We start from the raw sequence: 23350 nt of genomic DNA, 5'->3' as shown, positions 1-23350 counted from the left end.
GTTGCGGTCAGGCCGCGAGGCCGAGTTCCTCCGCGATCTCCTCGAGCAGGGCGGTGTCATCGCCGGCCATGCCGTCCATCGACGTCATGCGCGCGATGACGATGGCGGCGATCTTCGCTTCGACCGTCCCTTCGGCATAGGCGTAGTAGATCACCGCGCGCTGGCCGTCGCGATGGCAGCGGCCTTCGATCTGCTGCAGCTGGATCGCGCTGTGGCGCATGTCGTGGACGACGAGCGAGCGCTCCCTGTCGCCGCCCGCCATCTCGCCCCGGTGCAGCGAGATCGATTCCGTGACGGTGAAGATCACCACGTCCAGCGCGCCGGTCTGGAAGGCGACGCGCGTCCTCTCGTTGGCTTCGCCCGACTGCTCGCCATTGATCTCGCCGACCTTCCAGCCGTGACCGCGCAGGCTGTCGGCCAGCATCGCGCTGGTTTCGAGGAAGGCGACAGAGACCGCAACCTGCTGGCCGTTTGCGAGGAGATCGTCGACGAAGTCGGTCGTGCCCTTCGCGCGGATCAGGCTGGCCTTCTGGCGAAAGCGAAGGTCGGCCGCCCATCCCGTCGGGCGGCGTGTCGATCCGCCGGCAAGGCCGAGTTCGCGCCGGAACTCGCGCCAGGTGGCGTCGTAAAGGCGCTTTGCCTCGGCATCGAGCGCCGTCGGCGCCAGTTCCCGCTGCACTTCCGGCCAGCCGGCGATGTCTTCCGGCCGGCGGCGCAGTCCGATCGCGTCGGCCCCCTTGTAGAGGAGCGCCGCCATGACCTGCCGGTCGGTCTCGTTCGGCTCCCAGCTCCAGTTTTTCCAGCGTCCCTTTGCGCGGCCGATCTTCAGACGCTTCATCAGGGCGCGGAAGTCGTCCATGTCACCGGACGATCCGCCCGCCGCCACGGCGAGCAGCCGACCGAGATAGGACAATTCGTGCGGCGACTGGCCGGCCGTCGCGCTCATGTAGATCGTGAACTCGGCGGCTGCCGCGACATGCCGGCATACCTGGCCCTGCTGGGAGGACGGGTTGCGGATGCGGTGGCTCTCGTCGACGATCACCAGCGGCCACCGCCGCTTCAGCGATCCGAATTTGGCCAGTTCGTTGTTCTTCGCCCGCGTCGAGCGCCGGTTGCTGGCGGCGGGCGGCGCCATCAGCGACTTCGTCCGCTCGAAATTGATGATGGTGACCGTCTTGCCCGTCGCAGGCGAGCCCGCGATCGTGCGCCGCCACTGCGGGATCGCCCCCTTCGGGCAGATGATCAGCACCTCGGGGTCCGGCATGGCACTGACCGCGGTCCAGGCCGACAGCGTCTTGCCGAGGCCCGTCAGGTCGCCGAGCAGAAAGCCCGGCCGGCCGCCCCGGCGCGCCGACAGAATGGCGTGACAGGCGTCGATCTGATGCGGACGCGGAAGGAACACGCGCGCCACGGCGGGGTCTGGACCGATCGGGGACAAGCTTCTCTCGGGTCGTCTGGGGTTCGGGATCGCGCGGGGGATATGCCCGGGGCACTGGAAGAATGGACGAAGGCGGGACCGGGGGCAGGAATGGGGCTTCCCGAAACGGACGCAGCCTCTGCAGTTTCGCGGACTGTCTCAAGCCGCCTTGCGGCAGTCCTCGCAGAGGCCGCGCAGTTCCACCGTCGTGCGGCGCAGCGAAAAGCCGCTCTCGGCGCTCAGCGCTTCCAGGCGCGCGGTCAGCGCCGCATCGGCGATCTCGGTCACCTTGCCGCAGCTCTCGCAGATGGTGAAGGCGGCGGATTTGTGGGCGGCGCCGTCGTCATGCCGGCAGGGGACGAAGGCGTTGAGGCTCTCCAGCCGGTGCACCATGCCGAAGGCGACGAGCTTGTCGAGCGCCCGGTAGACCTGCAGCGGCGCGCGAAACCCGGACTCGCGCAGAGCGTCGAGGATCGTGTAGGCGCTGAGCGGCCCGTCGGCAGCGTCGAGCACCCCCATGACCAGCGCCTGGTTCTTGGTCAGCGGGCGCTCATGGCGATGAGTCTGATCGTGTGCATGCGTCTCGTCGGTCATGCCCTGCCCCTTCGGCCACTGCGGATCCTGCACGCGTGACGATTCTCGCGACGCGCAGTCGGCCGGGCGCCGGAACGCGTCGCCCTGCGCCACCGTCTGGCTCGCGCCGGAGATGGCGTGCTTGCATCGCCACCTGGCGAGTCGCCGGCTGCCGCGCCGTCCGGCGGAACGGAAGACGCGTCCGCGCCGGCCGCGCAGGCTCGAAATCCTGATATGGCACCCGTTACAACGTAACGCAACTCGTCGCGGCGCCAGGGACGGTCCGCGGCACGGGGCACCGGCGCCGCGCGTCCTCCGGCGCTTCGGTCCAAGCCCGGCGCCTGCCCCCTCCCGCCGCCGCCGACCGCGCATCGGACGTGCCGACCAGGGCGATCCACACCCCCGGGATCGCCCTGTGGATCAGCTGCCGCCGTTAAGCCCGCGATAACGAACTCGGCTCATCTTGCGCCTCGCCATTCACCAAGGAGCAACCATGAGTGACACCGACACGGCCATGATCGCGGGCGGGCGCATCCGCTCCATCGTCGAGCGCATCGAGCAGCTGGACACCGAGATCGCCGAGCTGAACGAGGGCAAGAAGGAGGTCTTCGCCGAGGCCAAGGGCGAGGGCTTCGACGTCAAGGTGATCCGCGAGATCATCAAGCTGCGCAAGCAGGACAAGGACGAGCGCGACGAGCACGAGTCGCTGCTCGACCTCTACATGCGCGCCATGGACCAGTCCGTTCCAGAAGAGACCGCCAAGGCGGCCTGAGCGGCAGCGCAGCCGATCGTCGGGCGGGGCGGCAGCGCCGCGCCCGGCCCGGCGCCTCCCGGCACACCGCGCCGGAGCCCCGCATCCGGTGCCGGTGCCCTCGCAGGTGTTTCGAAAGGGCTGATTGCGGACGGCACGGCCCGCGGTCAGGCCGCCGCCTGTGCCACCTCTTCGGCGTCGAGCTTCTTCAGGGCGCGCCGCAGGGCCGCGACCACCTGCCCGTCCACTGCGGTGCCGGTATCGGCATCGAGGGTCGCCAGCGCCTGCGACAGCGGCATGGCCGCGCGGTACGGCCGGTCGGCCGTCAGGGCGTCGAAGATGTCGGCGACGGTGACGATGCGGGTGTCGAGGCCGATCGCCTCCGCCGTCAGGCCTCTCGGATAGCCCTTGCCGTCCAGCCGCTCGTGATGGGCGCCGCCGATCGTCGCGAGTTCGGAAAAGGCCGCGATCTTCGACAGGATCATCTCGGAATAGACGGGATGGCTGCGCACCTGCGCGAACTCCGCCGCGTCGAGCTTGCCCGGCTTGTCGAGGATGGCGTTGGAAATGCCCAGCTTGCCAATGTCGTGGAGGAGCGCCGCCCGCTTCAGCCGCCGCCGATGTTCCGGATCGTATTCCATCGCCTCGGCGATCATGTCGGTGAACAGCGCGACGCGCTCCGAATGGCCGGAGGTGTAGGGGCTCTTGGAATCGACCACCTCGGCGAAGGCTTCGGCGATGTCGTCGAGATAGTCCTCGTCGGCGCCGAGACGTTCCTGCGGCGGCTCCAGCGCCAGCACCTGTTCGGCAAGTGACCGCGAGGAGAGCGTCTCCCACAGCCCGTCGTCGCAGGCGAGCGCCTCGAAGGCGGCGACCAGCGCCGGGTCGAACCAGCTGCCGGACCGTTCCCGCACCTCCGCAAGCGCCGCCTCCCGGCCCTTCGCCTGAAAGAACACGTCCACCACCTGGGCCAGCAGCGCGATGCGGGAGAACAGCGGGATTGCCTCGCGGGCGAGCCCGGCCGGGCGGCCGCCGCCGTTCCAGTGCTCGTCGAGGCTCATGATGCCGCTGCAGACGGCCTCGCCGAAGCGCAGCTTCCGGGCGATCGCCGCCCCGCGCTGGCAGCGCGTCTCGATCAGTTCCTGCGCGATCGCGCCGCCATTCCGCGCGATGTTGACGAGCGTGCGGAACCGCTCGGCGAGACCGGCCTTCAGCCCGGTCTGCTGCAGAATGAACTTGAGGACGTGGGCCAGGCTGTCGTCGATCTCCTTGAAGCCCTGTTTGAAGCCGAGGTCGTCGGCGAGATAGAGTTCGCAGATCCGCGCGGCATTCGACGAGCAGCCGAGATCCTTCAGGAGAAGCGTGTAGTAGAGTTCGCCCGTCTGGCGCGGCGTGAGGTGCAGGACGCCGCCGAGGCGCACGCCGATATAGCAGCAGCGCATGCAGTGGCCGGGGGGCTGGCCCTCGGTGAGGTCGAGCGCCTCCGACAGCGCGCCGAGGATCTCGGCGAGGCGGAGGGAGACGGGTTCGGGTGCGATGGACATGGGCGGCGCCGGCGATTGCCGCACCGACCATCGATGCGGACGCCGAGAGAACCACGCGATCCGTAAACTTCGACTGAAGCGGCCGACCGAAGCGCGATCACGCTTCCGTAAGACGCCTCGCGCACAAGCGGCGGGGCCGCCCGCGCGCCAAGAAAAAGCCCGCGGCGATCGCTCGCCGCGGGCTTTGCTGTTCCGTGCGTTGCCGGCGCCCGGAGGCGCCGGCGGTCAGCGCGAGGCTTATTCCTCGTCGCCGCGGCCCTTGAGCGCGGCGCCCAGGATGTCGCCCAGCGAAGCGCCGGAGTCCTGCGAGCCGTACTGCGCGACGGCTTCCTTCTCCTCGGCGATCTGCAGCGCCTTGATCGACACGCCGACCCGGCGGGCCTTCTTGTCGAACTGCGTCACGCGCGCATCGACCTTCTGGCCGACCTGGAAGCGCTCGGGGCGCTGCTCGTCGCGGTCGCGGGCGAGATCGGAGCGGCGGATGAAGGAGGTGAGATCGGTATCGACGATCTTCACTTCCAGGCCGCCGTCCTTCACCTCGGTGACCTCGCAGGTGACGATCGCGCCGCGGCGGATCTCGCCGGCCTCGGCCGCCTCGACGAACGGATCACCGCCGACCTGCTTCATGCCGAGCGAGATGCGCTCCTTCTCGACGTCGACGTCGAGGACCTGAGCCTTGACGAGGTCGCCCTTGTTGAACTCCTCGATCACCTGCTCGCCCGGACGGTTCCAGTCGAGGTCGGAGAGATGGACCATGCCGTCCACATCGCCCTCGAGGCCGATGAACAGGCCGAACTCGGTCTTGTTCTTGACCTCGCCCTCGACCTGGGTGCCGATCGGGAACTTGTCGCGGAAGGCTTCCCACGGGTTCTGCAGGGTCTGCTTGAGGCCCAGCGAGATGCGCCGCTTGTTCGGATCGACCTCGAGCACGACCACCTCGACCTCCTGGGAGGTGGAGAGGATCTTGCCCGGATGGACGTTCTTCTTCGTCCAGGACATTTCCGAAACGTGGATGAGGCCCTCGATCCCCGGCTCCAGCTCGACGAACGCGCCGTAGTCGGTGATGTTGGTGACGCGGCCGGTGACCTTGACGCCCATCGGGTACTTGACGCCGATGCCGTCCCAGGGATCCGCCTCGAGCTGCTTCATGCCGAGCGAGATGCGGTGGGTTTCCTGGTTGATCCGGATGATCTGGACCTTCACGGTCTGGCCGATCTGCAGGATCTCGGTCGGATGGTTGACGCGGCGCCATGCCATGTCGGTGACGTGCAGCAGGCCGTCGATGCCACCGAGGTCGACGAAGGCGCCGTAGTCGGTGATGTTCTTGACGATCCCCTCGACGACCTGACCCTCTTCGAGGTTCTGGACGATCTCGGAGCGCTGCTCGGCCCGGCTCTCCTCGAGGACGGTGCGGCGCGAGACGACGATGTTGCCGCGGCGCTTGTCCATCTTGAGGATCTGGAAGGGCTGCGGCGTGTTCATCAGCGGGCCGACGTCGCGGATCGGACGGATGTCGACCTGGGAGCGCGGCAGGAAGGCCACGGCACCGTCGAGGTCGACGGTGAAGCCGCCCTTGACCTGGTTGAAGATCTGGCCTTCGACCTTCTCGTTCTTGTTGAACTTCTCCTCGAGGCGGACCCAGCTTTCCTCGCGGCGCGCCTTGTCGCGCGAGAGGACCGCTTCGCCGAGGGCGTTCTCGATGCGCTCGACATAGACCTCGACGGTGTCGCCGACCTTCAGCTCACCGTCACGGCCCTTGGCGCCGAATTCCTTGAGGGCGACGCGGCCCTCGACCTTCAGGCCGGCGTCGATGACGGCCATGTCCTTTTCGATGCCGACGACGGTCCCCTTGACGACCATCCCTTCGGCAACGTCCTGCTCGTGAAACGAGGCTTCCAACAGCGAGGCGAAGTCCTCGCGAGAAGGGTTGAGGCTAGACATTCGTTCTCCTTGAAGACCCGCCGCTTTGCGGCAGGCAGCGCCACGGGGATGACTGCCCCGACAGGTCAAACGTTTCGTTCGCCCGGCACCGGCGGTTCCGGCCCGTGCCGGAAACCCGGATGGACCCCTGGGCCGCCCTCGGCGGCCCGGTTGGCGCGTGGAACCACCGCCGGACAGGATTCTTGGCCGCGGCAAGGCAAGATGCTGGACTGCCGGGTGCCGATAACCGAAAAGGGCGAACTTCCCGGGGAAGCCGCCCTCGCCATCGCGACGCCTAAGCCAGGGACCTCTCGATCGCCTCGCAAGCGGCACGGAATGCGCCGTCTATATCCAATTCGCTGGTGTCCAGCAAGTGCGCATCGTCTGCCGCCTTCAGCGGCGCGACCGTGCGCCCGGCATCGCGCTCGTCGCGCGCCTTCACCTCGGCGAGTATGCGGTCGTAGTCCACCGCCCGACCCTTCGCCAGGAGCTCGTCGGTGCGCCGGCGCGCCCGCACCTCGGCCGAAGCGGTGACGAAGATCTTCACCCGGGCCTGCGGCCAGATCACCGTGCCGATGTCGCGCCCGTCGAGGACGGCGCCGGCGTGCTGGCCGGCGAAGCTGCGCTGGAAGTCGACCAGCGCCGCCCGCACGCCCGGATGCACGGCGACGCGCGAGGCATGCTCGCCGGCCTCGTGGCCGCGCAGCGCCGGATCGTCGAGATGCGAGAACTCCAGGCGCTTCGCGATGTCCGTCGCGCGGGCGGCGTCGTCGAGGTCGACGCCGGCGTCGAAGGCGAGCTTTCCGACGGCACGATAGAGCAGGCCGGTGTCGAGATAAGGCAGGCCGTAGCGCGCCGCGATCCGCTTGGCGAGCGTGCCTTTGCCGGCGGCGGCCGGTCCGTCGATGGCGATGGTCAGGGGGCGGCTCATCGGATCCACTCCTCGCGCGATGCCTCGCCCGGACCGGCCTCGGCTCCGGCGGGCGACGGCGGGGGAAGCGTCAGGCGGCCGGCGGCCTCGAGCACCAGCATGGCGGCCGCCGCGACCGCGCCGAGAATAAAGGGAATTGCGATCATGAAAAGGATCAGCTCCAGTTCGCCGAGCCAGCGGGCGAGTTGCAGCGCGGCGTCGATGACGACGTGGCCGGTCGTCAGCATGCTGGCGCGCGCCTGGTGTCCGGCCAGCGCCGCCGCCTCCGCCGCCCGGTCCTCGCGCGCACCGATCACCGCGATCGCCGCACATACGGACAGCAGCGCCGGCATCGGCAGCAGCGTGGTCAGACGGGTGCGCAGCGTTCCCGGCCGGGCCCGCAGCACGCGCGCCCGGTAGCGCCCGTAGATCAGCGCCATGGGCAGGAAGAGCAGAAGGGTCAGCGCCGCCGCCACGCCCGGCGCCTCAGCGGTCCGCCGTCGACAGGTCGGCGCCGAGGCCGGTCATCATCGCCTCGAACTCGGGAAAGCTCGTCGCGATCATGCGGGCGTCGTCGATGGTGACGGGCCGGCCGGTCGCCATGCCGAGGACGAGGAAGCTCATCGCGATGCGATGGTCGAGATGCGTCGTCACGAGGCCGCCGCCATAGTCGCCGGAAATGCCGCGTCCCTGGGGATCGCCGGTGACGGTCAGAAAGTCCGGCCCCTCCTCGTGCCGGATCCCGTTTGCCGCGAGGCCGGCGGCGACGGCGGCGAGCCGGTCGCTCTCCTTCACCCGCAACTCGTCGAGCCCGTTCATCCGCGTCGTGCCCTCGGCGAAGGCGGCAGCGACGGCGAGCACGGGATATTCGTCGATCATGAAGGGCGCGCGTTCGGGCGGCACGTCGACCGCCTTCAGCTCGGACGCGCGCACGCGCAGATCGGCGACCGCCTCGCCGCCCGAGTCCCGCCGGTCGAGGATCTCGATAGAGGCGCCCATCTCGATCAGCGTCTCGACGAGGCCGGCGCGCGTCGGGTTCATCAGGACGTTCTCGATGGTGACGTCGGAGCCCGGCACGATCAGCGCCGCCACGATCGGGAAGGCGGCGGAGGAGGGATCGCCCGGCACTTCGAACTCCGGCACCGCCTTCAGCGCCCCCTGCCCGACGAGCGCGATATGCCGCGCGCCCTCGCCGTCCGTCTCGACGGAAAGCTCGGCGCCGAAGCCCTGCAGCATCTTCTCGGTGTGGTCGCGCGTCATCACCGGCTCGATCACCGTGGTGATCCCCGGTGTGTTCAGCCCGGCGAGGAGCACCGCCGACTTCACCTGCGCCGAGGCCATCGGCACGCGGTAGGTGATGGGCGCGCTCGCGCGCGGCCCGTGGATCGACAGCGGCAGCCGGTCGCCAGAGCGCCCGACGACCTGGACGCCCATCAGCCGCAGCGGATCGAGCACCCGGCCCATCGGCCGGCGCGACAGCGAGGCGTCGCCGACGAAGGTCGCGCCGAAATCGTAGGGACCGACGAGGCCCATGGTGAGGCGGGCGCCCGTGCCGGCATTGCCGAAGTCGAGCGGCGCCTCGGGCTCGAGAAGGCAGCCATTGCCGACGCCCTCGACGATATAGGCCGAGCCTTCCTTGCGGATCTGCGCCCCCATCGCGCGCATCGCCCGCCCGGTCGCGATGACGTCCTCGCCCTCGAGCAGGCCGGTGATGCGGGTCGTGCCGGCGGCAAGGCCGCCGAAGAGGAAAGCGCGGTGCGAGATCGACTTGTCTCCGGGCACGCGCACCCGGCCCGAAAGGCCGCCCGACCGCGCCGCCCGGACGGGCCGCGTCGCCGCTCCGTTTTCATGCATGCCCTGCCCCCCGTCCGCCTCGCCGCGCCGCAAGCGCGCCGCAACATTGGTTGCTCGTGCCCGACATGCTTCGGCAGGCCGGTTTCCCGGCCCGAATAGGCCTTTGACAAGGGCTGGGCAAGGCCGTAAGGGACCAACCGATTTTCATCGGAGCGCGACGGCGGCAGGTGTGCGGCGGGAACGCGTCCGCAGCGGCAGTTTCCGCAGCGGACGGGTGATGTTCCCGATCCTTCCGCTCCGGCGGCCCGCAGCGCCGCGATGGCAGGCATGACGAGGCAGTGATGGCAAAGTCGGAACTCGGAACCAAGCGGATCGACCCGGAGACGGGGCGCAAATTCTACGATCTGAACAAGGATCCGATCGTCTCCCCCTATACGGGCAAGTCCTATCCCCGCTCCTACTTCGAGGGTGATTCGCGCCCCGAGCCGGAGGAGGAAGAGGAGGAAGAGACGGTCGAGGTCGAAACGACGCCGAACACCGTCTCCCTGTCCGAGGTCGAAGAGGGCGAGAGCGACAGCGACTCCAGCGATCTGCCGGATGTCGACGAGAGCGACGACGAAGAGCCCGACACCGAGGACGACACCTTCCTCGAGGAAGACGAGGACGACGACGACGTCTCCGACATCATCGGCGGCGGCCGGGACGACGACGAGGATTGATCCGGAACCGGCCGGATCGCGGCGCCCGCATGGCGGCGCCGCGGTGCCGGCCAGCATGACGGTTTGGCGACGCCGGCAAACGCTTCGGATCGCCTGAGAAAACCGCTTGATCTTATGGGCGGGCTTCAGTAAGTACCCGCCACACGCGGCGAGCCTCCCAGGGCCGCCGCTTCGCCGGCAAGCCGGCGCGTGGGGCCATAGCTCAGCTGGGAGAGCGCTACAATGGCATTGTAGAGGTCAGGGGTTCGATCCCCCTTGGCTCCACCAACTTCTCTCGACATCCTTCTTGCAACGGCTCAGGGCGTCTGCTTCCCCGATACAAGCGGATCGGCCAGGACGCGCGAGCAAGAGCAGACGCGATCCTTCTACTCTCGCAAGCTACGTTGGTGCGCCCATCCAGAGATTAGGCCGGGGCTCAGCCTGGGAAGACGTGCCCGGCCCGGGCGAACCGTTCAAGCCGCCGCGACATCGCGCGCCTTCCCTGCGCTCTCGCGCAGCTGCCTGGCGATCTCGGCCCAGGCCCTGGCTTCCGCCGGCTTCGGTGCGGCGGCTCCGATGCCGAGCGCACTCAGCGCTTCCAGGGTGATCGCCTGCTCGTGCGCCCGCGCATCCTTGACCAGGCAGTAGATGACGACGTGGAACTGCAGCTTGCCGAACTCGGTGGTGCCGACCATCACCTCGGTCGCGGGCCCGGCGATCTCGACGCCGGACTTGCGGGCGGCGAACTGGTGGAAGCGGGCCGCGAGGTCCCGGTCGGCGGAGAGCGTCGCCTCCGCCGCCGCCTCGATCGCCTCCACAGCGTCGCGCGGCGGGACCGGCGTCTCCAGCGTCAGGGTGAAGCGATGCGGGGCGTAGTGCCGCGGCTGCGCCTCGACCCGCACCGCGCCCGTCAGGAAGACCGAATTCGGCAGCATGACCGTTCGGCCGGTGCCGGCATGGCCGTGATGGGTCGACGGCAGTTCCATGATCGTCGTCGAGAACAGGCCGTGGTCCATCACCTCGCCGTGGATGCCGGCGAACTCGATGCGGTCGCCGACCTTGAAGAGGTGGCCGCTGAGCCGCAGCATCGAGCCCGCGGCGCACATGATCAGCTCCTTGGCCGCGACGACCATCGCGACGATCACCGCCGTCAGCGACAGCAGCATGTCGTGGATCTCCGACAGCCAGATCGCCAGCAGCGCGACGGCGAGCACCATGTTGCAGACGGTGCGCAGCGTGAAGCGGCGGCGGCGCAGGAGCGCCGGGTCGGAGAGCCGCGTCAGCAGGAGTTCGCCGATCCAGCGCAGCACGAACGCCGAAGCGAGGAGCACCAGCGTCAGCGTGATGTGGTCCGCGACCCGCGAGGGGATGAAGAAATGCAACGAAACCGCCTCCGGAACGGGTGCGCCGCCGGCCGAAGATCGGCCGGGTCGGCGACGTCGACACGGGTGAAGTTCGGTCAGATATCGGCCTGAAGGGTTAAGCGAAGCTTTCCCGATTATGACGATTTGGAGGAGTTTTCCGGGCGCGCGACGACGCGGTTAAGAGGCCGGCTGATCGCCCTTCGCCAGCGCCGCCATCGCCCGGGCGATCTCGCGGTCGCCGCCGCGTGCCGAGGCCGAGAGCCCGTCGATCGTGCCCCGCCGGTCCGCCTCGGGCTTGTGCTGGATCAGCTTCCAGCTGCCCGCGAGCGTCTCCACCGTGAAGCGGATGCCGACGATGGCGCGCGACAGGTTGCGGATGAAGCCGTCCGGGGCGTCGGACGTCGCCCAGGGCTCCGGACGCTGCGCCTCGGTGAACTCGGTCAGCGCCGCCAGATGGGAGAGCAGCCAGTCCTCGTCGGCGATCGCCTCGAGCGTTCCGCGCGCCTCGACGATGACGTAGTTCCAGGTCGGCACGACCTTCCCGTGCTCGCGCTTGGAGGCATAGAAGGAGGGGGAGACGTAGGCATGCGGCCCCTGGAAGGTCGCGAGCGAGGCCCGTGGGCGATCGAGCGCCGTCCAGTGCGGGTTCGCCTTCGCGACATGCGCCTCCAGCGTCAGCGTCCCGCCGTCCTCGCGGACCAACACCGGCACATGCGTCGCGTGGTAGGTCGCGCCGTCGGCCGTCACCAGGCCGGCGAGACGGATCTCGCGCATCGCCGCGACGAGCACCTCGCGGCGCGTCTCCTCGAACTGCGGCGGGATGTACATGGCGGCCTCTCGTCTCCTCTGCGACGCTCGCCACTGTCATAGCGCGTCCTTCTTAGAGCGTCGACGCGGCCGCGATCGGCGAACGCCCGGCGACAAACCTCCCGCAGAGCCTGCCGGAGTTGCCAAGGCGGCGCACAGATCCTATGCCACGTCCACTTTCAGCTCCCCACAGGCAGGCGTTCCCATGGCATCGCGCAAGCTCCTCCTTCTTCCCGGCGACGGCATCGGCGCGGAGATCATGGCCGAGGTCGAGCGGCTGATCGCGTTGATGAACGAGACCGTCGGCGCCGGTTTCGAGACGGAGAAGGCGCTGGTTGGCGGCACCGCCTACGACGCGGAAGGCGCGCCGGTCTCGGACGCGACGATGGACCTGGCGCTCGCCTCCGATGCGGTGCTGTTCGGCGCCGTCGGCGGGCCGAAATGGGACGAGGTTCCCTATGAAAAGCGCCCGGAGGCGGGGCTCCTGCGCCTGCGCAAGGATCTCGGCCTCTTCGCCAACCTGCGACCGGCGATCTGCTATCCCGCCCTCGCCGACGCCTCGTCGCTGAAGCGCGAGGTGATCGAGGGGCTCGACATCCTGATCGTGCGCGAACTGACCGGCGGGGTCTATTTCGGCGAGCCGAAGGAGATCGTCGATCTCGGGAACGGCCAGAAGCGCGCGATCGACACGCAGGTCTACGAGACCTACGAGATCGAGCGCATCGCCCGTGCCGCCTTCGACCTGGCGAAGACCCGCGGGAACAAGGTCACCTCGATGGAAAAGCGCAACGTGATGAAGTCCGGCCTCTACTGGAAGGAAGTCGTCACCCGCGTGCACCGCGAGGAATATCCGGAGGTCCGGCTGGAGCACGAGCTGGCGGACGCCGGCGGCATGAAGCTCGTGAAGGCGCCGAAGCAGTTCGACGTCATCGTCACCGACAACCTCTTCGGCGACATGCTCTCCGACGTCGCGGCGCAGCTGACCGGCTCGCTCGGCATGCTGCCGTCGGCCTCGCTCGGCGCCGTCGACGCGGCGACGGGCACGCGCCGCGCGCTCTACGAGCCCGTCCACGGCTCGGCGCCGGACATCGCCGGCAAGGGCGTCGCCAACCCGCTGGCGATGATTGCCTCCTTCGCCATGGGCCTTCGCTATTCCTTCCGGATGATCGCCGAAGCCGATGCGCTGGAGACGGCGATCGCCGAGACGCTCTCCGACGGCATCCGCACCGGCGACATCATGGCCCCCGGCTGCCGTCAGGTCGGCACGCGGGAGATGGGCGCGGCGGTGGCGGAGCGGTTGAAGGCGAAGCTCGCCGCCTGAGGCACAGCAGCATAAAGGCACGCCGGCGGTGATGCTGCCCGGCGTCGCCCTCGCCCCCAAGCTGCGGCTTCAGCCGTGCAGGGAGCGCTCATCCTGCCTCACCCCGTGAGGACGCTCAGAACTCGATGCCCTTCTGCGCCTTCACGCCGGCCCGGAAGGGATGCTTGACCATCTCCATCTCGGTGACGAGGTCGGCGAGGTCGATCAGCTCGTCCTTGGCGTTGCGGCCGGTGACGATGACGTGCTTCTTCTCCGGCTTCTGCTCGAGGAAGGCGATCACCTCGGCGATGTCGAGATAGTCGTACCGCAGCACGATGTTCATCTCGTCGAGCAGCACCATGTCGTGCTCCTCGTCCATGATCATCGCCTTGGCGCGCTCCCAGGCGGCTTTCGCCGCCGCGATGTCGCGCTGGCGGTCCTGCGTCTCCCAGGTAAAGCCGTCGCCCATCGCCGTCATCGTCACCTGGTCGGGAAAGCGCTCCAGCGCATGGCGCTCGCCGGTCTCCCACTTGCCCTTGACGAACTGGACGATGCCGACCTTCATGCCGTTGCCGAGGGCGCGGAAGACGAGGCCGAAGGCGGCCGTCGACTTGCCCTTGCCCTTGCCGGTGTGGACGATCAGCAGACCCTTCTCGATCGTCTTGGTCGCGAGGATCTTGTCGCGGGCCGCCTTCTTCTTCTTCATCTTCTCGGCATGGCGGGCGTTTAGTTCCGCCTCGCTCATGCCGTCGGTGATCTTTGCGCGCGCCGGCGCCTCGTCCTCGCTCATGCAGCCTTCTCCGGATGGTGGGGCGTGTCCTTTGCGAGGAGCTTGGCGAAGAACAGCCGCTCCTCGCCCTTCGGGTAGTTCGGCAGCCGGCCGAAGGGACGGTAGCCCATCCTCTCGTAGAAGCCCGGCGACTGGAAGGAATAGGTGTCGACCCAGACGCCCGTGCAGCCTTCCTCGACGGCGATGGCCTCCGCCTTGTCGACCAGCGCCCGGCCATGCCCGCGGCCGCGCCAGCGCTCCGGCACGGCGAGGATCTCGATATGCATCCAGTCCCAGTAGACCTGCGCAATCAGGCCTCCGTCGACCCCCGCCTCGTCCTTCAGCGCCAGCGTCACGAAATGCGGCGCGAAGGCGAAGTTCTTGCGGGTCGAATATTCGGCGAGCGGCGCAACGATGCGGGTGCGCAGGTCGGTGTCGGTGAGGTCCAGCCGTTCGATGATGGGTGTCATGGCGATGTCATGGAGCGCGGCATCCATCGCTTCAAGCCCCCGGGCCATGGCGACGGCCCGCCTCGAGCTCCGCCCGGGCGGAGTTGGAACGCGGCGACCAGAGGCCGCGCGCGATCGCCTCGGCGAAGCGGTCGCGGATCTCGGCGAGCGCCGCCGGGTTGTTCCCGGCGAGGAAGGCGCGCACCTGATCGTCCATCAGGAAGGCGTTCCAGGCCGCCTCGAAATGGTGGTCGTTCACCGCGCCGGTCGTCGCCGCGAAGGCGAACATGTAGTCCACCGTCGCGGCGATCTCGAAGGCGCCCTTGTAGCCGTGGCGCATGACGCCGGCGATCCATTTCGGGTTGACGACGCGGGCGCGCACGACGCGGCCGATCTCCTCCTCCAGCGTGCGGACGACGGGGCGCTCCGGCCGCGAGTGGTCGTTGTGGTAGACGACCGGCCGCTCGCCCGAGAGATGCTCGACGGCGGCCGTCATGCCGCCCTCGAACTGGTAGTAGTCGTCGGAATCGAGAAGGTCGTGCTCGCGGTTGTCCTGGTTCTGGACGACCGCCTCGAGCCCGGCGAGCCGCGTCTCGAAGGCCTGCCGCTCGGCCTCCCCCTCCGCGTCGGCGCCATAGGCAAAGGAGCCCCAGACGAGGTAGCTCTCGGCCAGATCGGCCTTGTCGTCCCAGCCCTTCTCGTCGATCAGCGCCTGCAGGCCGGCGCCATAGGCCCCGGGCCTGGAGCCGAAGACGCGGAAGCCGGCGCGCCGCTCGGCCTCGGCGGCATCCGCGCCCGCCTCGACCAGCGCCGCCCGCTCGGCCCGCATGCGCGCAGCGATGGGGTTGTCGGCTTCGTCCTCGTCCAGCGCGCCGACGGCCCGGATCGCCCGGTCGAAGAGGGCGATCTGGTCCGGAAAGGCGTCGCGGAAGAAGCCGGAGATGCGCAGGGTGACGTCGACGCGCGGGCGGCCGAGCCCGGCGAGCGTGACGATCTCGTAGCCGGTGACGCGGCGGGACGCCCGGTCCCACACCGGCTTCGCCCCGATCAGCGCCAGCGCCTGCGCGATGTCGTCGCCGCCGGTGCGCATGTTGGAAGTGCCCCAGGCGGTGAGGCCGAGCGCGGTCGGCCATTCGCCCTGGTCCTGCAGGTGGCGGGTGACGAGCAGTTCCGCCGATTTCCTCCCCAGTGCATACGCGGTCTCGGTCGGCACGGCGCGGGTGTCGACGGAGAAGAAGTTGCGGCCGGTCGGCAGGACGTCCGGCCGGCCTCTGGTCGGTGCGCCGGAGGGGCCGGGCGAAACGAAGCGGCCGGCGAGGCCGGCGAGGAGGCCGGTGATCTCGGCCTCTCCACAGGCTTCCACAGCGAGCTTCAGCCGGGTGTGGATATCATTGAGGACCGGCGCCGTCCGGGGCATGCCGGCGGGCAGCGGCAGATCGCCGGAGACGAGCCTTGCCGCGAGGAGTTCCAGCCGCTCGACGGTGTCGCCGACCGTGCGCCAAGGGTCGGGAGACAGGCTGTGGAGAAGCTGTGGGCGCGGGCCGGTCCAAGGCGCCGCCATCTCGCAGTCAAGGGGGTCGAAGGGGGAATGGTCTTCAACCACGCGCTCCGATGCGCCCCCCTCTGTCCTGCCGGACATCTCCCCCACCGGGGGGGAGATAGGATCTCGTTCAGCGCTTTCGCGCTTTTCGACGAGGTTTTCGTCGGATGCGAAGGCATCGGCACGAGCGCCGCCAGCGCCACCGCCTGATCTCCCCCCTTGTGGGGGAGATGTCCGGCAGGACAGAGGGGGGTGCCTGTCGCCAGCATCACACGCTGACCCGCCGAGCCCCAGATCCGCCGCCAGCGCGCGGATCAGCGACGCCTCGCCGGCCTCGGAGCCACGCGGCAGCCGCGCCAGGGCGACGACGAGGTCGGTGAGGAGCCGCCCCTGCGGCGCCACTCCAAAGACGTGGAGGCCGTCGCGGATCTGCATCTCCTTCAGGTCGCAGAGATAGGCGTCGAGCTTTTCCAGCGCCGCGGCGTCGTCTTCGCCGTCGCCGATGCCTGCATCCCGGTCGAGACCGATGTCGCGGACGAGGTCGAGAATGCGCGTCTTGAGGAGCGCCAGCCGCCGCGGGTCGCCGCCGGCGGCCTCGTAATACTCGTCGACGAGGGCCTCGAGGTCCTTCAGCGGGCCGTAGCTCTCCGCGCGGGTCAGCGGCGGCGTCAGATGGTCCACGATGACCGCGGAGGTCCGGCGCTTGGCCTGCGTCCCCTCGCCCGGGTCGTTGACGATGAAGGGGTAGAGATGCGGCAGCGGGCCGAACACCGCCTCGGGAAAGCATTCCTCCGACAGCGCCAGCGCCTTGCCCGGCAGCCATTCCAGATTGCCGTGCTTGCCCATGTGGATCACGGCATCCGCGTCGTAGGTCTCGCGCAGGAAGGCGTAGAGGGCGAGATAGTTGTGCGGCGGCACGAGGTCCGGGGAGTGGTAGGTCTCCTTCGGGTCGATGTTGTAGCCGCGCGCCGGCTGGATGCCGAGGAGGGTCTCGCCGAAACGCGCGAGGGGCAGGGCGAAGCCGGCCCTGTCGGCGAGGAAGAACGGATCGGTCTCCGGCGCGCCCCAGCGTGCGGTCACCGCGTCGCGCACGGCCTGCGGCAGGCGGTCGAAGAAGGCGCGGTAGGCGCCGAGCGGCATCGTCTCGCGGACTTGCCGCGCCGCCGTCCCGGCATTGGTCGGCCCCGCCATCAGGTGGTCGATCAGCGCGTTGCCGTCCGCGGGGAGATCGCGGACGGGGTAGCCATCCGCCGCCATCGCCCGCAGCACCGTGACCGTGCCCGCAGGCGTGTCGAGCCCGACGCCGTTGCCGAGGCGGCCGTCGCGGTTCGGATAGTTGGCAAGGAGCACGGCGACGCGCTTGTCCACGTTGGCCTTCCGCCGCAGCCGGGCCCATCGGGCGGCGAGACCGGCGACGAAGGCGATGCGGTCCGGCCGGGCGCGATGCGCGACGATATCGGTTTCGGTCAGGGCATCCCATTCGCCGGCCGACTTGAAGGCGATGGCGCGCGACAGGACGCGGCCGTCGAGCTCCGGCAGGGCGACGCTCATCGCGAGGTCGCGGGCGGAAAGGCCCTGGCTGGATGCGGTCCAGGCCTCCTCCGACCCCGACGCCAGCACCGCCTGCAGGACGACCGCGCCGTGTTCCTCCAGCACCGTCGGCACGCGCTCGGCGCCGGGCCCCGCGGCCGGCGAGGACACGGCGAAGCCGGTGAGGTTGATCACGACGTCGGGCTGGCGACGGGCGAAGAGGGTGCGGACGGTCTCGACGGAGACCGGGTCCTTGAGGCTCGCCACGTACACGGGAAGGACGTCGAGGCCGCGCTCGGCCAGCGCATCCGCCAGCGCCGCCACCGGCCCGGTCTGGCCGCTCTGGACGAGGGCGCGGTAGCAGACGATGGCGGCGAGGGGCTCGTTGCGGGTGTCTTGAGGCGAAACCTTTGCAAACGCAGCGCCCTTCGCGCCCCCCTCTGTCCTGCCGGACATCTCCCCCGCAGGGGGGGAGATCGAACCTTGTTCGGCCTCGCCGCTCTGTTCCGTAGCGCCGCTGCTGCCGCTGTTTCCAGTGGGGACAGGCTCCGCATATCCGACACCGCGTCCAACGGCCGGATCCGGTCCCGGACGGCCGGCGCCATCGCCACCGCCTGATCTCCCCCCTTGCGGGGGAGATGGCTGGCAAGCCAGAGGGGGGCGCCTCGCGCTGCCATCTCCGCGAAGATTGATCATCCCCGCTTTGAGCAGCGGCGTCGCCTCGCCCGGCCAGTCGCCGCGTCCGAGCACCGCCCGGCAGCCCGAAAGAAACCCCTCCGCGTTCGCCGGACCGCCCTCGACGAGGAACCGCCACAACCGGTCGCGCTCTTCCAGCGGGATCGTGGTGTAGGCGTCGAGGCCGGGATCCGGCTTGTCGTCGCCGGGGATCGCGACGAGCCTGCTGCCCGAGGCTTGCGCATTCGCCAGCAGCGCGTCGAGGCCGTAGGGCCAGTAGGCGGCGCCGCCGAGGAGGCGCACGACGACGAGCCGGGCGTGCCTCAGCGTCCGGCCGACATGGGCATCGACCGACATCGGGTGTTTCAGCCGCAGGAGATTGGCGAGCCGCAGCTCCTGCGGGCCGAAGCCGAGGCGATGCGCGGCGGCGGAGAGGGCGGCGATCTCCGTGTCGGCCGCGGAGAGGACGGCGATCTCGCCCGGCGACTGGCCGAGATCCACCGCCTCGCCGCCCTCGTCGATCGTGCCCTTCTGCGCGAGGAGGAGGTGCAAGCGGCCGGCCCCTATTCCGCTGCGGCCGCGGTCTCGCCCGCCGCCAGCCCGCTGATCCGCCGGGCGATCGCGTCGCATGTCGCATCGTCCAGCCCGTCATGCAGGCCGATCACCACCAGTCGCGTCTCGCGCTTTTCCTCCGGCCGCCAGGGACGGTCGAAATAGGTCTCGATGCGCTGGCCGACGGCCTGGACGACGAGCCGCATCGGCTTGCCCGGCACGTCCGCGAAGCCCTTCAGCCGCAGGATGTCGTGCTCCCCGATAAGGTCGGAGAGGCCGGCCACGAACGCCTTCTGGTCGGCGAGCGGACCGGCCGAGGCGACGAAGCTCTCGAACTCGTCGTGGTCGTGCGCCTCGCCGCCCTCGTGCTCGATCTCGTGATGCGACTTGCGCGCGGCGATGAGGTCCTCGGTCCCAGCCGCGATGCCGAGGAGGACGTCGGCGGGCAGCTTCCCGTGCTCGGAAGCGACCGTCTTCACCTGCCGGCCGGTGGCCGCCGCGATCTTGCGCCGCACCGTCTCCAGCGCATCGGTGTCGACGAGGTCGGCCTTGTTGAGCACGACGAGGTCGGCGGCGCGGATCTGGTCCTCGAACAGCTCTTCCAGCGGATTGTCGTGATCGAGGCTGTCGTCGGCCGCCCGCTGCGCCGCGACCTTTTCCTCGTCGTCGGCAAAGCGCCCGGCGGCGACGGCCGCCGCGTCGATGACGGTGACGACGCCGTCCACCGTGACGCGGGTCTTCACCTCCGGCCAGTTGAAGGCCGCGACGAGCGGCTGCGGCAGGGCGAGGCCGGAGGTCTCGATGACGATGTGGTCCGGCAGGCTGTCCCGCTCCAGGAGCTTCGTCATCGTCGGGATGAAGTCGTCGGCGACGGTGCAGCAGATGCAGCCGTTGTTCAGCTCCACGACGTCGTCCTCGCTGCAGGTCTCGATGCCGCAGCCCTTGAGGATGTCGCCGTCCACGCCGAGGTCGCCGAACTCGTTGATGATCAGCGCGATCTTCCGGCCGCCGGCGTTCTGCAGGAGGTTGCGGATCAGCGTCGTCTTGCCGGCTCCGAGGAAGCCGGTGATGACGGTGGCGGGAATCTTCTGTTGCGGCATGAATGCCTCCTTGTCGGCCGGCGGGACATTGCGTCCACAACTCAACCCTTCATCTTCAACGGCAGGCCGGCGGCGACGAAATGGACGTCGTCCGCCGCGGCCGCGATCTCCTGGTGCAGGCGGCCCGCATGGTCGCGGAATTCCCGGGCCATCCGGTTGTCCGGCACGATGCCGAGGCCGACCTCGTTGGAGACGAGGATTACCGGCCCGGCGACGTGCTTCAGGCTCTCGGCCAGCGCGCTGCACTCCGCCGGCACGTCCCGCTCCTCCAGCATGAGGTTGGTCAGCCACAGCGTCAGGCAGTCGACGAGCACGATACGCGTTTCGGCGGTTTCGGCCGTGAGCGTCTCGCGCAGGGCGAGCGGTGCCTCGACGGTACGCCAGTCGGCGCCCCGCCGGGTGCGGTGGTCGCCGATCCGCGCCTCCATCTCGGCGTCGAAGGCGCGGCCGGTCGCGACATAGACCTTCGAAAGGCCGCTCGACGCCGCGAGCTTCTCGGCGAAGGCGCTCTTGCCCGAGCGCGCGCCGCCGAGGACGAGCGTGACGGACGGCAGCGCCGGTCGGGCGCGCCCTTGTTCGGATCGGTCGGTCATCTCTGCGCCAGCCCTTGCCGGACCAGCCGCACGAAGGCGCCCGTCAGCCGCTGGCGGCGACGAGCTCCGGTGCGGCCGAACGGGTCAGCCGCGGGCGGCGCCGGCGCCGCAGGCGAAACCGGATGGCGCGCAGCTCCGAACCGGCGGCGATGCGGGATGGCAATCGGTAGTCGGCATCATATCAACCTCCGTGACGGCCGCGCGGGATCGCCCGGCGGCGCAATGTCGAAGGTCGGCAGGTCTCCTGGCTCGCGGGTCGTCGATCGGTCCCTCGCCTTCCCGGAGCCTTGGCTCCAGTGGCTTTTCCGGCAGCAGACAGGGTCGGCCGTTCGGATGGGGCGGTCTCGCCGCTCTACAGTCGCGGGGTCGGCTGCGATATGGGCCCCCGGATTGGGTCGACCCGTCGCATTCCCTCTTCGCCCCTTCCACGGATTGCGGAAGGGGAACCGTCCTTCGGCCGCTCCGCGAAATGCGAAGCGGTGGCGCAGACAGTAGCGGACCGGCCGCGTTTCGCAAACCCGTTTCGCCGCAGGAGCGATCGGCGGGCAGCGAGCTGACTCCTCGTCCGTGCCGCGGACGTCAGTGCGCCAGGATCACCGGCATCTCGGCATTGGCGAGGATGTGGTTGGTGGCGCCGCCGAAGATCATCTGGCGCAGCCGGCTCTGGGTGTAGGCGCCCTTGACGAGGAGGTCGCAGCCGAGCGCGGCGGCTTCCGAAAGGATCGCCTCGCCCGAGCGGATGCGCTTGTCGGGAAGGAGCTTCAGCTCCGCGGCGATGCCGTTCCGCTCCAGCCGGCGCTGGATCAGGCTGCCGGCCGGCCGGTCGCCGATGCCGCCATCGTCGGAGAGGACGACCACCCGCTTCGCCTTGCGGATCAGCGGCATGGCAAGGGCGATGGTGCGGGCGGTCTCGCTGGAGCCGTTCCAGGCGATGACGACCGTCTCGCCGACGCTGTCGAAGCGCTTCGGCGGCACGAGCAGGATCGGGCCGCCGCTGTCGAACAGCGCCGCCTCCAGCGTGGTGATCGAGCTGCCGCCGGCGCGGGGCTGGCCGACGACGGTGAGGTCGAAGGCGCGGCCGTAGCCGCCGAGGAAGCCTTCTCCGGCCATCGCCGCCTCGTTCCAGATCGCGCGCGAGGCCGACGCGTCGCTGGCGGCCTCCGCCCCGTCATGGAGCCCGTGCTCCGCCATGGTGTCGCGGAAGAGCTGCCTCGCCTTCGCGATCGCCTGGCGGTGATCCCAGTCGCTCTCGTGGATCATCGCCACGCTGGCGGGATCCCAGCCGATGCCCGCCAGCGGCGGCACCTGCAGGGCGAAGCCTTCGATGACGCTGTCGAAGCGTTCGGCGAGCGTGGCGGCGAGATCGAGCGCGAAGCGCGCCGAATCGTGTTGCTCGACAGGAACGAGGATCGTTTTCATTTGGACCCTTACGATTATCTAGCGCTAGAGATCGGTGACGCCTCCCGCCCCCGAGTCCCTCCTTCTAGCTGATCGCCATCTCCGTCTCATGTCCAGACCTGCTGCCAGACCCGATCCCGCCGATGCTGCCGCGGCGCCGGACGAATTCGACGACCATTCCGGCGCCCGCCGCAACTTCCTGACGGTCTTCCCGTCGATCATGCTGCCGATGTTCCTGGCGGTGGTCGACCAGACGATCGTCGCGACGGCCCTGCCGGCGATCGCCGCCTCGCTCGGCGATGTCGACCGGCTGTCCTGGGTGGTGGTCTCCTACCTCGTCGCGACGACGATCGCCGCGCCGGTCTACGGGCGGCTCGGCGACGTCCTCGGACGCCGGCGGCTGATGTTCGTGGCGCTCGGCATCTTCGTCACCGCCTCGATCCTGTGCGCGGTGTCGCAGAGCATCGTGATGCTGACGGTCGCCCGCATCCTGCAAGGCGCCGGCGGCGGCGGGCTGATGACGCTGTCCCAGGCGCTGGTCGGCGAGGCGATCCCGCCGCGCGAGCGCGCCCGCTACCAGGGCTATCTCGCGGCCGTCGCGGTGACCTCCAGCGCCTTCGGCCCGGTCGTCGGCGGCTATCTCACCGAGCATTTTGGCTGGCAGTCGGTGTTCCTGGTCAACGTGCCGGTCGGGCTCGGCGCGGCGCTCCTGGCGCTGCGGCTGCCGCAGCGCGCGGGCACCGGCGAGACCTTCCGTTTCGACACGCCGGGGCTCGTGCTCTTCGCCGCCTTCATCGCCTCGACGCTGATCATGCTGGAGGAGACGCAGAGCGCGATCAGCGGCGCCTGGATCATGCCCGCCATCCTGCTCCTCCTCGCGATCGGGTCTGTCGTGCTGTTGATCCGCCGGGAGCGGCGGGCGCCCTCGCCGCTGCTGCCGATCCCGCTGCTGAAGCATCCGGCGATCTGGCGCTGCGACGCCATGGCGGCCTGCCACGGCGCGACGCTGGTCTCGCTGATCACCTTCCTGCCGCTCTATTTCCGCATGGTGCACGGCACCTCGGCCGCGACGACCGGCTTCCTGATCCTGCCGATGACCGTCGGGATCGGCATCGGCTCGCTGGTGACCGGGCGGATCGTCGGGCGCACCGGCCGCACCGCGGTGTTCCCGTCCGTCGGGCTGACGCTCGTCACCATCGGGCTCGCGGCGGTGTCTCTCGCCGCGCCGGACCTGTCGATCGGCGCGCTCTCGATGACCTTCGGCCTCGTCTCGATCTTCATGGGCACGCTGATGGGCGTCGTGCAGCTGACCGTGCAGCTCGCGGCCGGCAGCCGGCAGCTGGGAGCCGGCGCCGCGACGGTGCAGTTCTCTCGCTCGCTCGGCGCGGCGGTCGGCACCGCCATCGTCGGCACGGTGCTGTTCACCACCGTCATGCTGATCAGCCCGGAAGCGGGCTCGGCCTTCGGCCAAATCCTGCAGGAGGGGCCGCAGGCGCTGGAGGCGCTGACCGCGGCGCAGCAGGCGGCGATCGAGGGCGGTCTCGACCAGGCCTTCCGCAACGCCTTCCTGTGCACCGCCGTCTTCGCGGCGCTGGCCATGGTCCTCGCCTGGACGCTGCCGATCCGCCGCGTCTGAGGCGCCCCCCGAGACCTCGGTGCCTTCGGG

At 69.6% G+C, this 23350-nt stretch carries 19 protein-coding genes, 1 tRNA gene and 1 riboswitch; of the genes, 5 read left to right on the top strand and 15 right to left on the bottom strand.

Going from position 1 to position 23350, the window contains the following annotated elements:
* Positions 1 to 7 precede the first annotated feature (7 nt).
* Both AB5S17_RS20365 and AB5S17_RS20360 read right to left on the bottom strand, forming a co-directional pair.
* Positions 8 to 1411 carry an SNF2-related protein gene (locus AB5S17_RS20365; protein ID WP_369242854.1) on the bottom strand — a complete coding sequence of 468 codons (1404 nt, stop codon included), beginning with the start codon at positions 1409 to 1411 and terminating at the stop codon, positions 8 to 10.
* 165 nt (positions 1412 to 1576) lie between these two features.
* Complete coding sequence (locus AB5S17_RS20360; protein ID WP_369242852.1) at positions 1577 to 2011, bottom strand: Fur family transcriptional regulator; 435 nt, start codon at positions 2009 to 2011, stop codon at positions 1577 to 1579.
* Positions 2012 to 2483: 472 nt separating this feature from the next.
* Between AB5S17_RS20360 and AB5S17_RS20355 the strand changes: the two genes are divergently transcribed.
* Positions 2484 to 2762, top strand: coding sequence for a DUF2312 domain-containing protein (locus AB5S17_RS20355; RefSeq protein ID WP_369242850.1), 279 nt, complete (start codon positions 2484 to 2486; stop codon positions 2760 to 2762).
* Between the two features lie 146 nt (positions 2763 to 2908).
* Here AB5S17_RS20355 and AB5S17_RS20350 read toward each other — a convergent pair whose 3' ends face one another.
* The 5 genes from AB5S17_RS20350 to aroA all read right to left on the bottom strand — a co-directional run bounded on the left by AB5S17_RS20350 (position 2909) and on the right by aroA (position 8969).
* Positions 2909 to 4285, bottom strand: a complete 1377-nt coding sequence (locus AB5S17_RS20350; protein WP_369242848.1) for an HD-GYP domain-containing protein — start codon at positions 4283 to 4285, stop codon at positions 2909 to 2911.
* Between the two features lie 237 nt (positions 4286 to 4522).
* Positions 4523 to 6226 carry a 30S ribosomal protein S1 gene (gene rpsA / locus AB5S17_RS20345; protein WP_369242846.1) on the bottom strand — a complete coding sequence of 568 codons (1704 nt, stop codon included), beginning with the start codon at positions 6224 to 6226 and terminating at the stop codon, positions 4523 to 4525.
* Positions 6227 to 6500: 274 nt separating this feature from the next.
* Positions 6501 to 7136: a (d)CMP kinase gene (gene cmk / locus AB5S17_RS20340; protein ID WP_369242844.1), complete on the bottom strand. Its 636-nt coding sequence runs from the start codon at positions 7134 to 7136 to the stop codon at positions 6501 to 6503.
* Positions 7133 to 7591, bottom strand: a complete 459-nt coding sequence (locus tag AB5S17_RS20335; protein ID WP_369242842.1) for a hypothetical protein — start codon at positions 7589 to 7591, stop codon at positions 7133 to 7135. Before AB5S17_RS20335 ends, cmk begins: the two co-directional genes overlap by 4 nt.
* Before the next feature lie 10 nt (positions 7592 to 7601).
* The gene (aroA, locus tag AB5S17_RS20330; protein WP_369242840.1) at positions 7602 to 8969 is read right to left on the bottom strand and encodes a 3-phosphoshikimate 1-carboxyvinyltransferase; all 1368 of its coding nucleotides are present in this window, start codon (positions 8967 to 8969) and stop codon (positions 7602 to 7604) included.
* A gap of 281 nt (positions 8970 to 9250) precedes the next feature.
* Here aroA and AB5S17_RS20325 point away from each other — a divergent pair, with 281 nt between their 5' ends.
* Positions 9251 to 9628, top strand: a complete 378-nt coding sequence (locus tag AB5S17_RS20325; protein ID WP_369242838.1) for a TIGR02300 family protein — start codon at positions 9251 to 9253, stop codon at positions 9626 to 9628.
* Positions 9629 to 9819: 191 nt separating this feature from the next.
* Positions 9820 to 9895: transfer RNA gene (locus tag AB5S17_RS20320), tRNA-Ala, on the top strand.
* A gap of 185 nt (positions 9896 to 10080) precedes the next feature.
* On the opposite strand, the gene AB5S17_RS20315 is transcribed toward AB5S17_RS20320, so the two are convergent.
* Both AB5S17_RS20315 and AB5S17_RS20310 read right to left on the bottom strand, forming a co-directional pair.
* Positions 10081 to 10989, bottom strand: a complete 909-nt coding sequence (locus AB5S17_RS20315; protein WP_369242836.1) for a mechanosensitive ion channel domain-containing protein — start codon at positions 10987 to 10989, stop codon at positions 10081 to 10083.
* 159 nt (positions 10990 to 11148) lie between these two features.
* Positions 11149 to 11799 (bottom strand): FMN-binding negative transcriptional regulator, encoded by a 651-nt coding sequence (locus tag AB5S17_RS20310; protein WP_369242834.1) that lies wholly within the window; start codon positions 11797 to 11799, stop codon positions 11149 to 11151.
* Between the two features lie 184 nt (positions 11800 to 11983).
* Between AB5S17_RS20310 and leuB the strand changes: the two genes are divergently transcribed.
* Positions 11984 to 13099: a 3-isopropylmalate dehydrogenase gene (gene leuB / locus AB5S17_RS20305; protein ID WP_369242832.1), complete on the top strand. Its 1116-nt coding sequence runs from the start codon at positions 11984 to 11986 to the stop codon at positions 13097 to 13099.
* 115 nt (positions 13100 to 13214) lie between these two features.
* On the opposite strand, the gene cobO is transcribed toward leuB, so the two are convergent.
* The 6 genes from cobO to AB5S17_RS20275 all read right to left on the bottom strand — a co-directional run bounded on the left by cobO (position 13215) and on the right by AB5S17_RS20275 (position 21705).
* The gene (gene cobO / locus AB5S17_RS20300) at positions 13215 to 13823 is read right to left on the bottom strand and encodes a cob(I)yrinic acid a,c-diamide adenosyltransferase (protein ID WP_369242901.1); all 609 of its coding nucleotides are present in this window, start codon (positions 13821 to 13823) and stop codon (positions 13215 to 13217) included.
* 41 nt (positions 13824 to 13864) lie between these two features.
* Positions 13865 to 14317, bottom strand: a complete 453-nt coding sequence (locus tag AB5S17_RS20295) for a GNAT family N-acetyltransferase (RefSeq protein WP_369242830.1) — start codon at positions 14315 to 14317, stop codon at positions 13865 to 13867.
* Positions 14318 to 14348: 31 nt separating this feature from the next.
* Entirely contained in the window at positions 14349 to 18593 is a 4245-nt protein-coding gene (gene cobN / locus AB5S17_RS20290) for a cobaltochelatase subunit CobN (RefSeq protein ID WP_369242828.1), read from the bottom strand.
* Between the two features lie 11 nt (positions 18594 to 18604).
* The gene (gene cobW / locus AB5S17_RS20285) at positions 18605 to 19693 is read right to left on the bottom strand and encodes a cobalamin biosynthesis protein CobW (RefSeq protein WP_369242826.1); all 1089 of its coding nucleotides are present in this window, start codon (positions 19691 to 19693) and stop codon (positions 18605 to 18607) included.
* A 41-nt stretch (positions 19694 to 19734) separates the two neighbouring features.
* On the bottom strand, positions 19735 to 20286 hold the full coding sequence (cobU, locus tag AB5S17_RS20280) for a bifunctional adenosylcobinamide kinase/adenosylcobinamide-phosphate guanylyltransferase (protein ID WP_369242824.1): 552 nt from the start codon (positions 20284 to 20286) through the stop codon (positions 19735 to 19737).
* Between the two features lie 216 nt (positions 20287 to 20502).
* A riboswitch (cobalamin riboswitch) is annotated at positions 20503 to 20752 on the bottom strand.
* 113 nt (positions 20753 to 20865) lie between these two features.
* Positions 20866 to 21705: a universal stress protein gene (locus tag AB5S17_RS20275; RefSeq protein ID WP_369242822.1), complete on the bottom strand. Its 840-nt coding sequence runs from the start codon at positions 21703 to 21705 to the stop codon at positions 20866 to 20868.
* A gap of 88 nt (positions 21706 to 21793) precedes the next feature.
* On the opposite strand from AB5S17_RS20275, the gene AB5S17_RS20270 reads away from it, so the two are divergent.
* On the top strand, positions 21794 to 23320 hold the full coding sequence (locus AB5S17_RS20270) for an MFS transporter (RefSeq protein ID WP_369242820.1): 1527 nt from the start codon (positions 21794 to 21796) through the stop codon (positions 23318 to 23320).
* The last annotated feature ends 30 nt before the right edge of the window (positions 23321 to 23350 follow it).

Origin of the sequence: Jiella sp. M17.18 (assembly GCF_041027365.1) — a bacterium.
In the GTDB taxonomy this organism is placed as follows: domain Bacteria; phylum Pseudomonadota; class Alphaproteobacteria; order Rhizobiales; family Rhizobiaceae; genus VKMB-3413.
This window is presented reverse-complemented; position numbering and strand designations above follow the sequence as displayed.

Bases quoted from the DNA above. Each gene is read 5' to 3' on its own strand.
- AB5S17_RS20360 (WP_369242852.1), bottom strand. From the start codon at position 2,011: ATGACCGACGAGACGCATGCACACGATCAGACTCATCGCCATGAGCGC.
- AB5S17_RS20355 (WP_369242850.1), top strand. From the start codon at position 2,484: ATGAGTGACACCGACACGGCCATGATCGCGGGCGGGCGCATCCGCTCC.
- AB5S17_RS20350 (WP_369242848.1), bottom strand. From the start codon at position 4,285: ATGTCCATCGCACCCGAACCCGTCTCCCTCCGCCTCGCCGAGATCCTC.
- rpsA (WP_369242846.1), bottom strand. From the start codon at position 6,226: ATGTCTAGCCTCAACCCTTCTCGCGAGGACTTCGCCTCGCTGTTGGAA.
- cmk (WP_369242844.1), bottom strand. From the start codon at position 7,136: ATGAGCCGCCCCCTGACCATCGCCATCGACGGACCGGCCGCCGCCGGC.
- aroA (WP_369242840.1), bottom strand. From the start codon at position 8,969: ATGCATGAAAACGGAGCGGCGACGCGGCCCGTCCGGGCGGCGCGGTCG.
- AB5S17_RS20325 (WP_369242838.1), top strand. From the start codon at position 9,251: ATGGCAAAGTCGGAACTCGGAACCAAGCGGATCGACCCGGAGACGGGG.
- AB5S17_RS20310 (WP_369242834.1), bottom strand. From the start codon at position 11,799: ATGTACATCCCGCCGCAGTTCGAGGAGACGCGCCGCGAGGTGCTCGTC.
- leuB (WP_369242832.1), top strand. From the start codon at position 11,984: ATGGCATCGCGCAAGCTCCTCCTTCTTCCCGGCGACGGCATCGGCGCG.
- cobO (WP_369242901.1), bottom strand. From the start codon at position 13,823: ATGAGCGAGGCGGAACTAAACGCCCGCCATGCCGAGAAGATGAAGAAG.
- AB5S17_RS20295 (WP_369242830.1), bottom strand. From the start codon at position 14,317: ATGACACCCATCATCGAACGGCTGGACCTCACCGACACCGACCTGCGC.
- cobW (WP_369242826.1), bottom strand. From the start codon at position 19,693: ATGCCGCAACAGAAGATTCCCGCCACCGTCATCACCGGCTTCCTCGGA.
- cobU (WP_369242824.1), bottom strand. From the start codon at position 20,286: ATGACCGACCGATCCGAACAAGGGCGCGCCCGACCGGCGCTGCCGTCC.
- AB5S17_RS20275 (WP_369242822.1), bottom strand. From the start codon at position 21,705: ATGAAAACGATCCTCGTTCCTGTCGAGCAACACGATTCGGCGCGCTTC.
- AB5S17_RS20270 (WP_369242820.1), top strand. From the start codon at position 21,794: ATGTCCAGACCTGCTGCCAGACCCGATCCCGCCGATGCTGCCGCGGCG.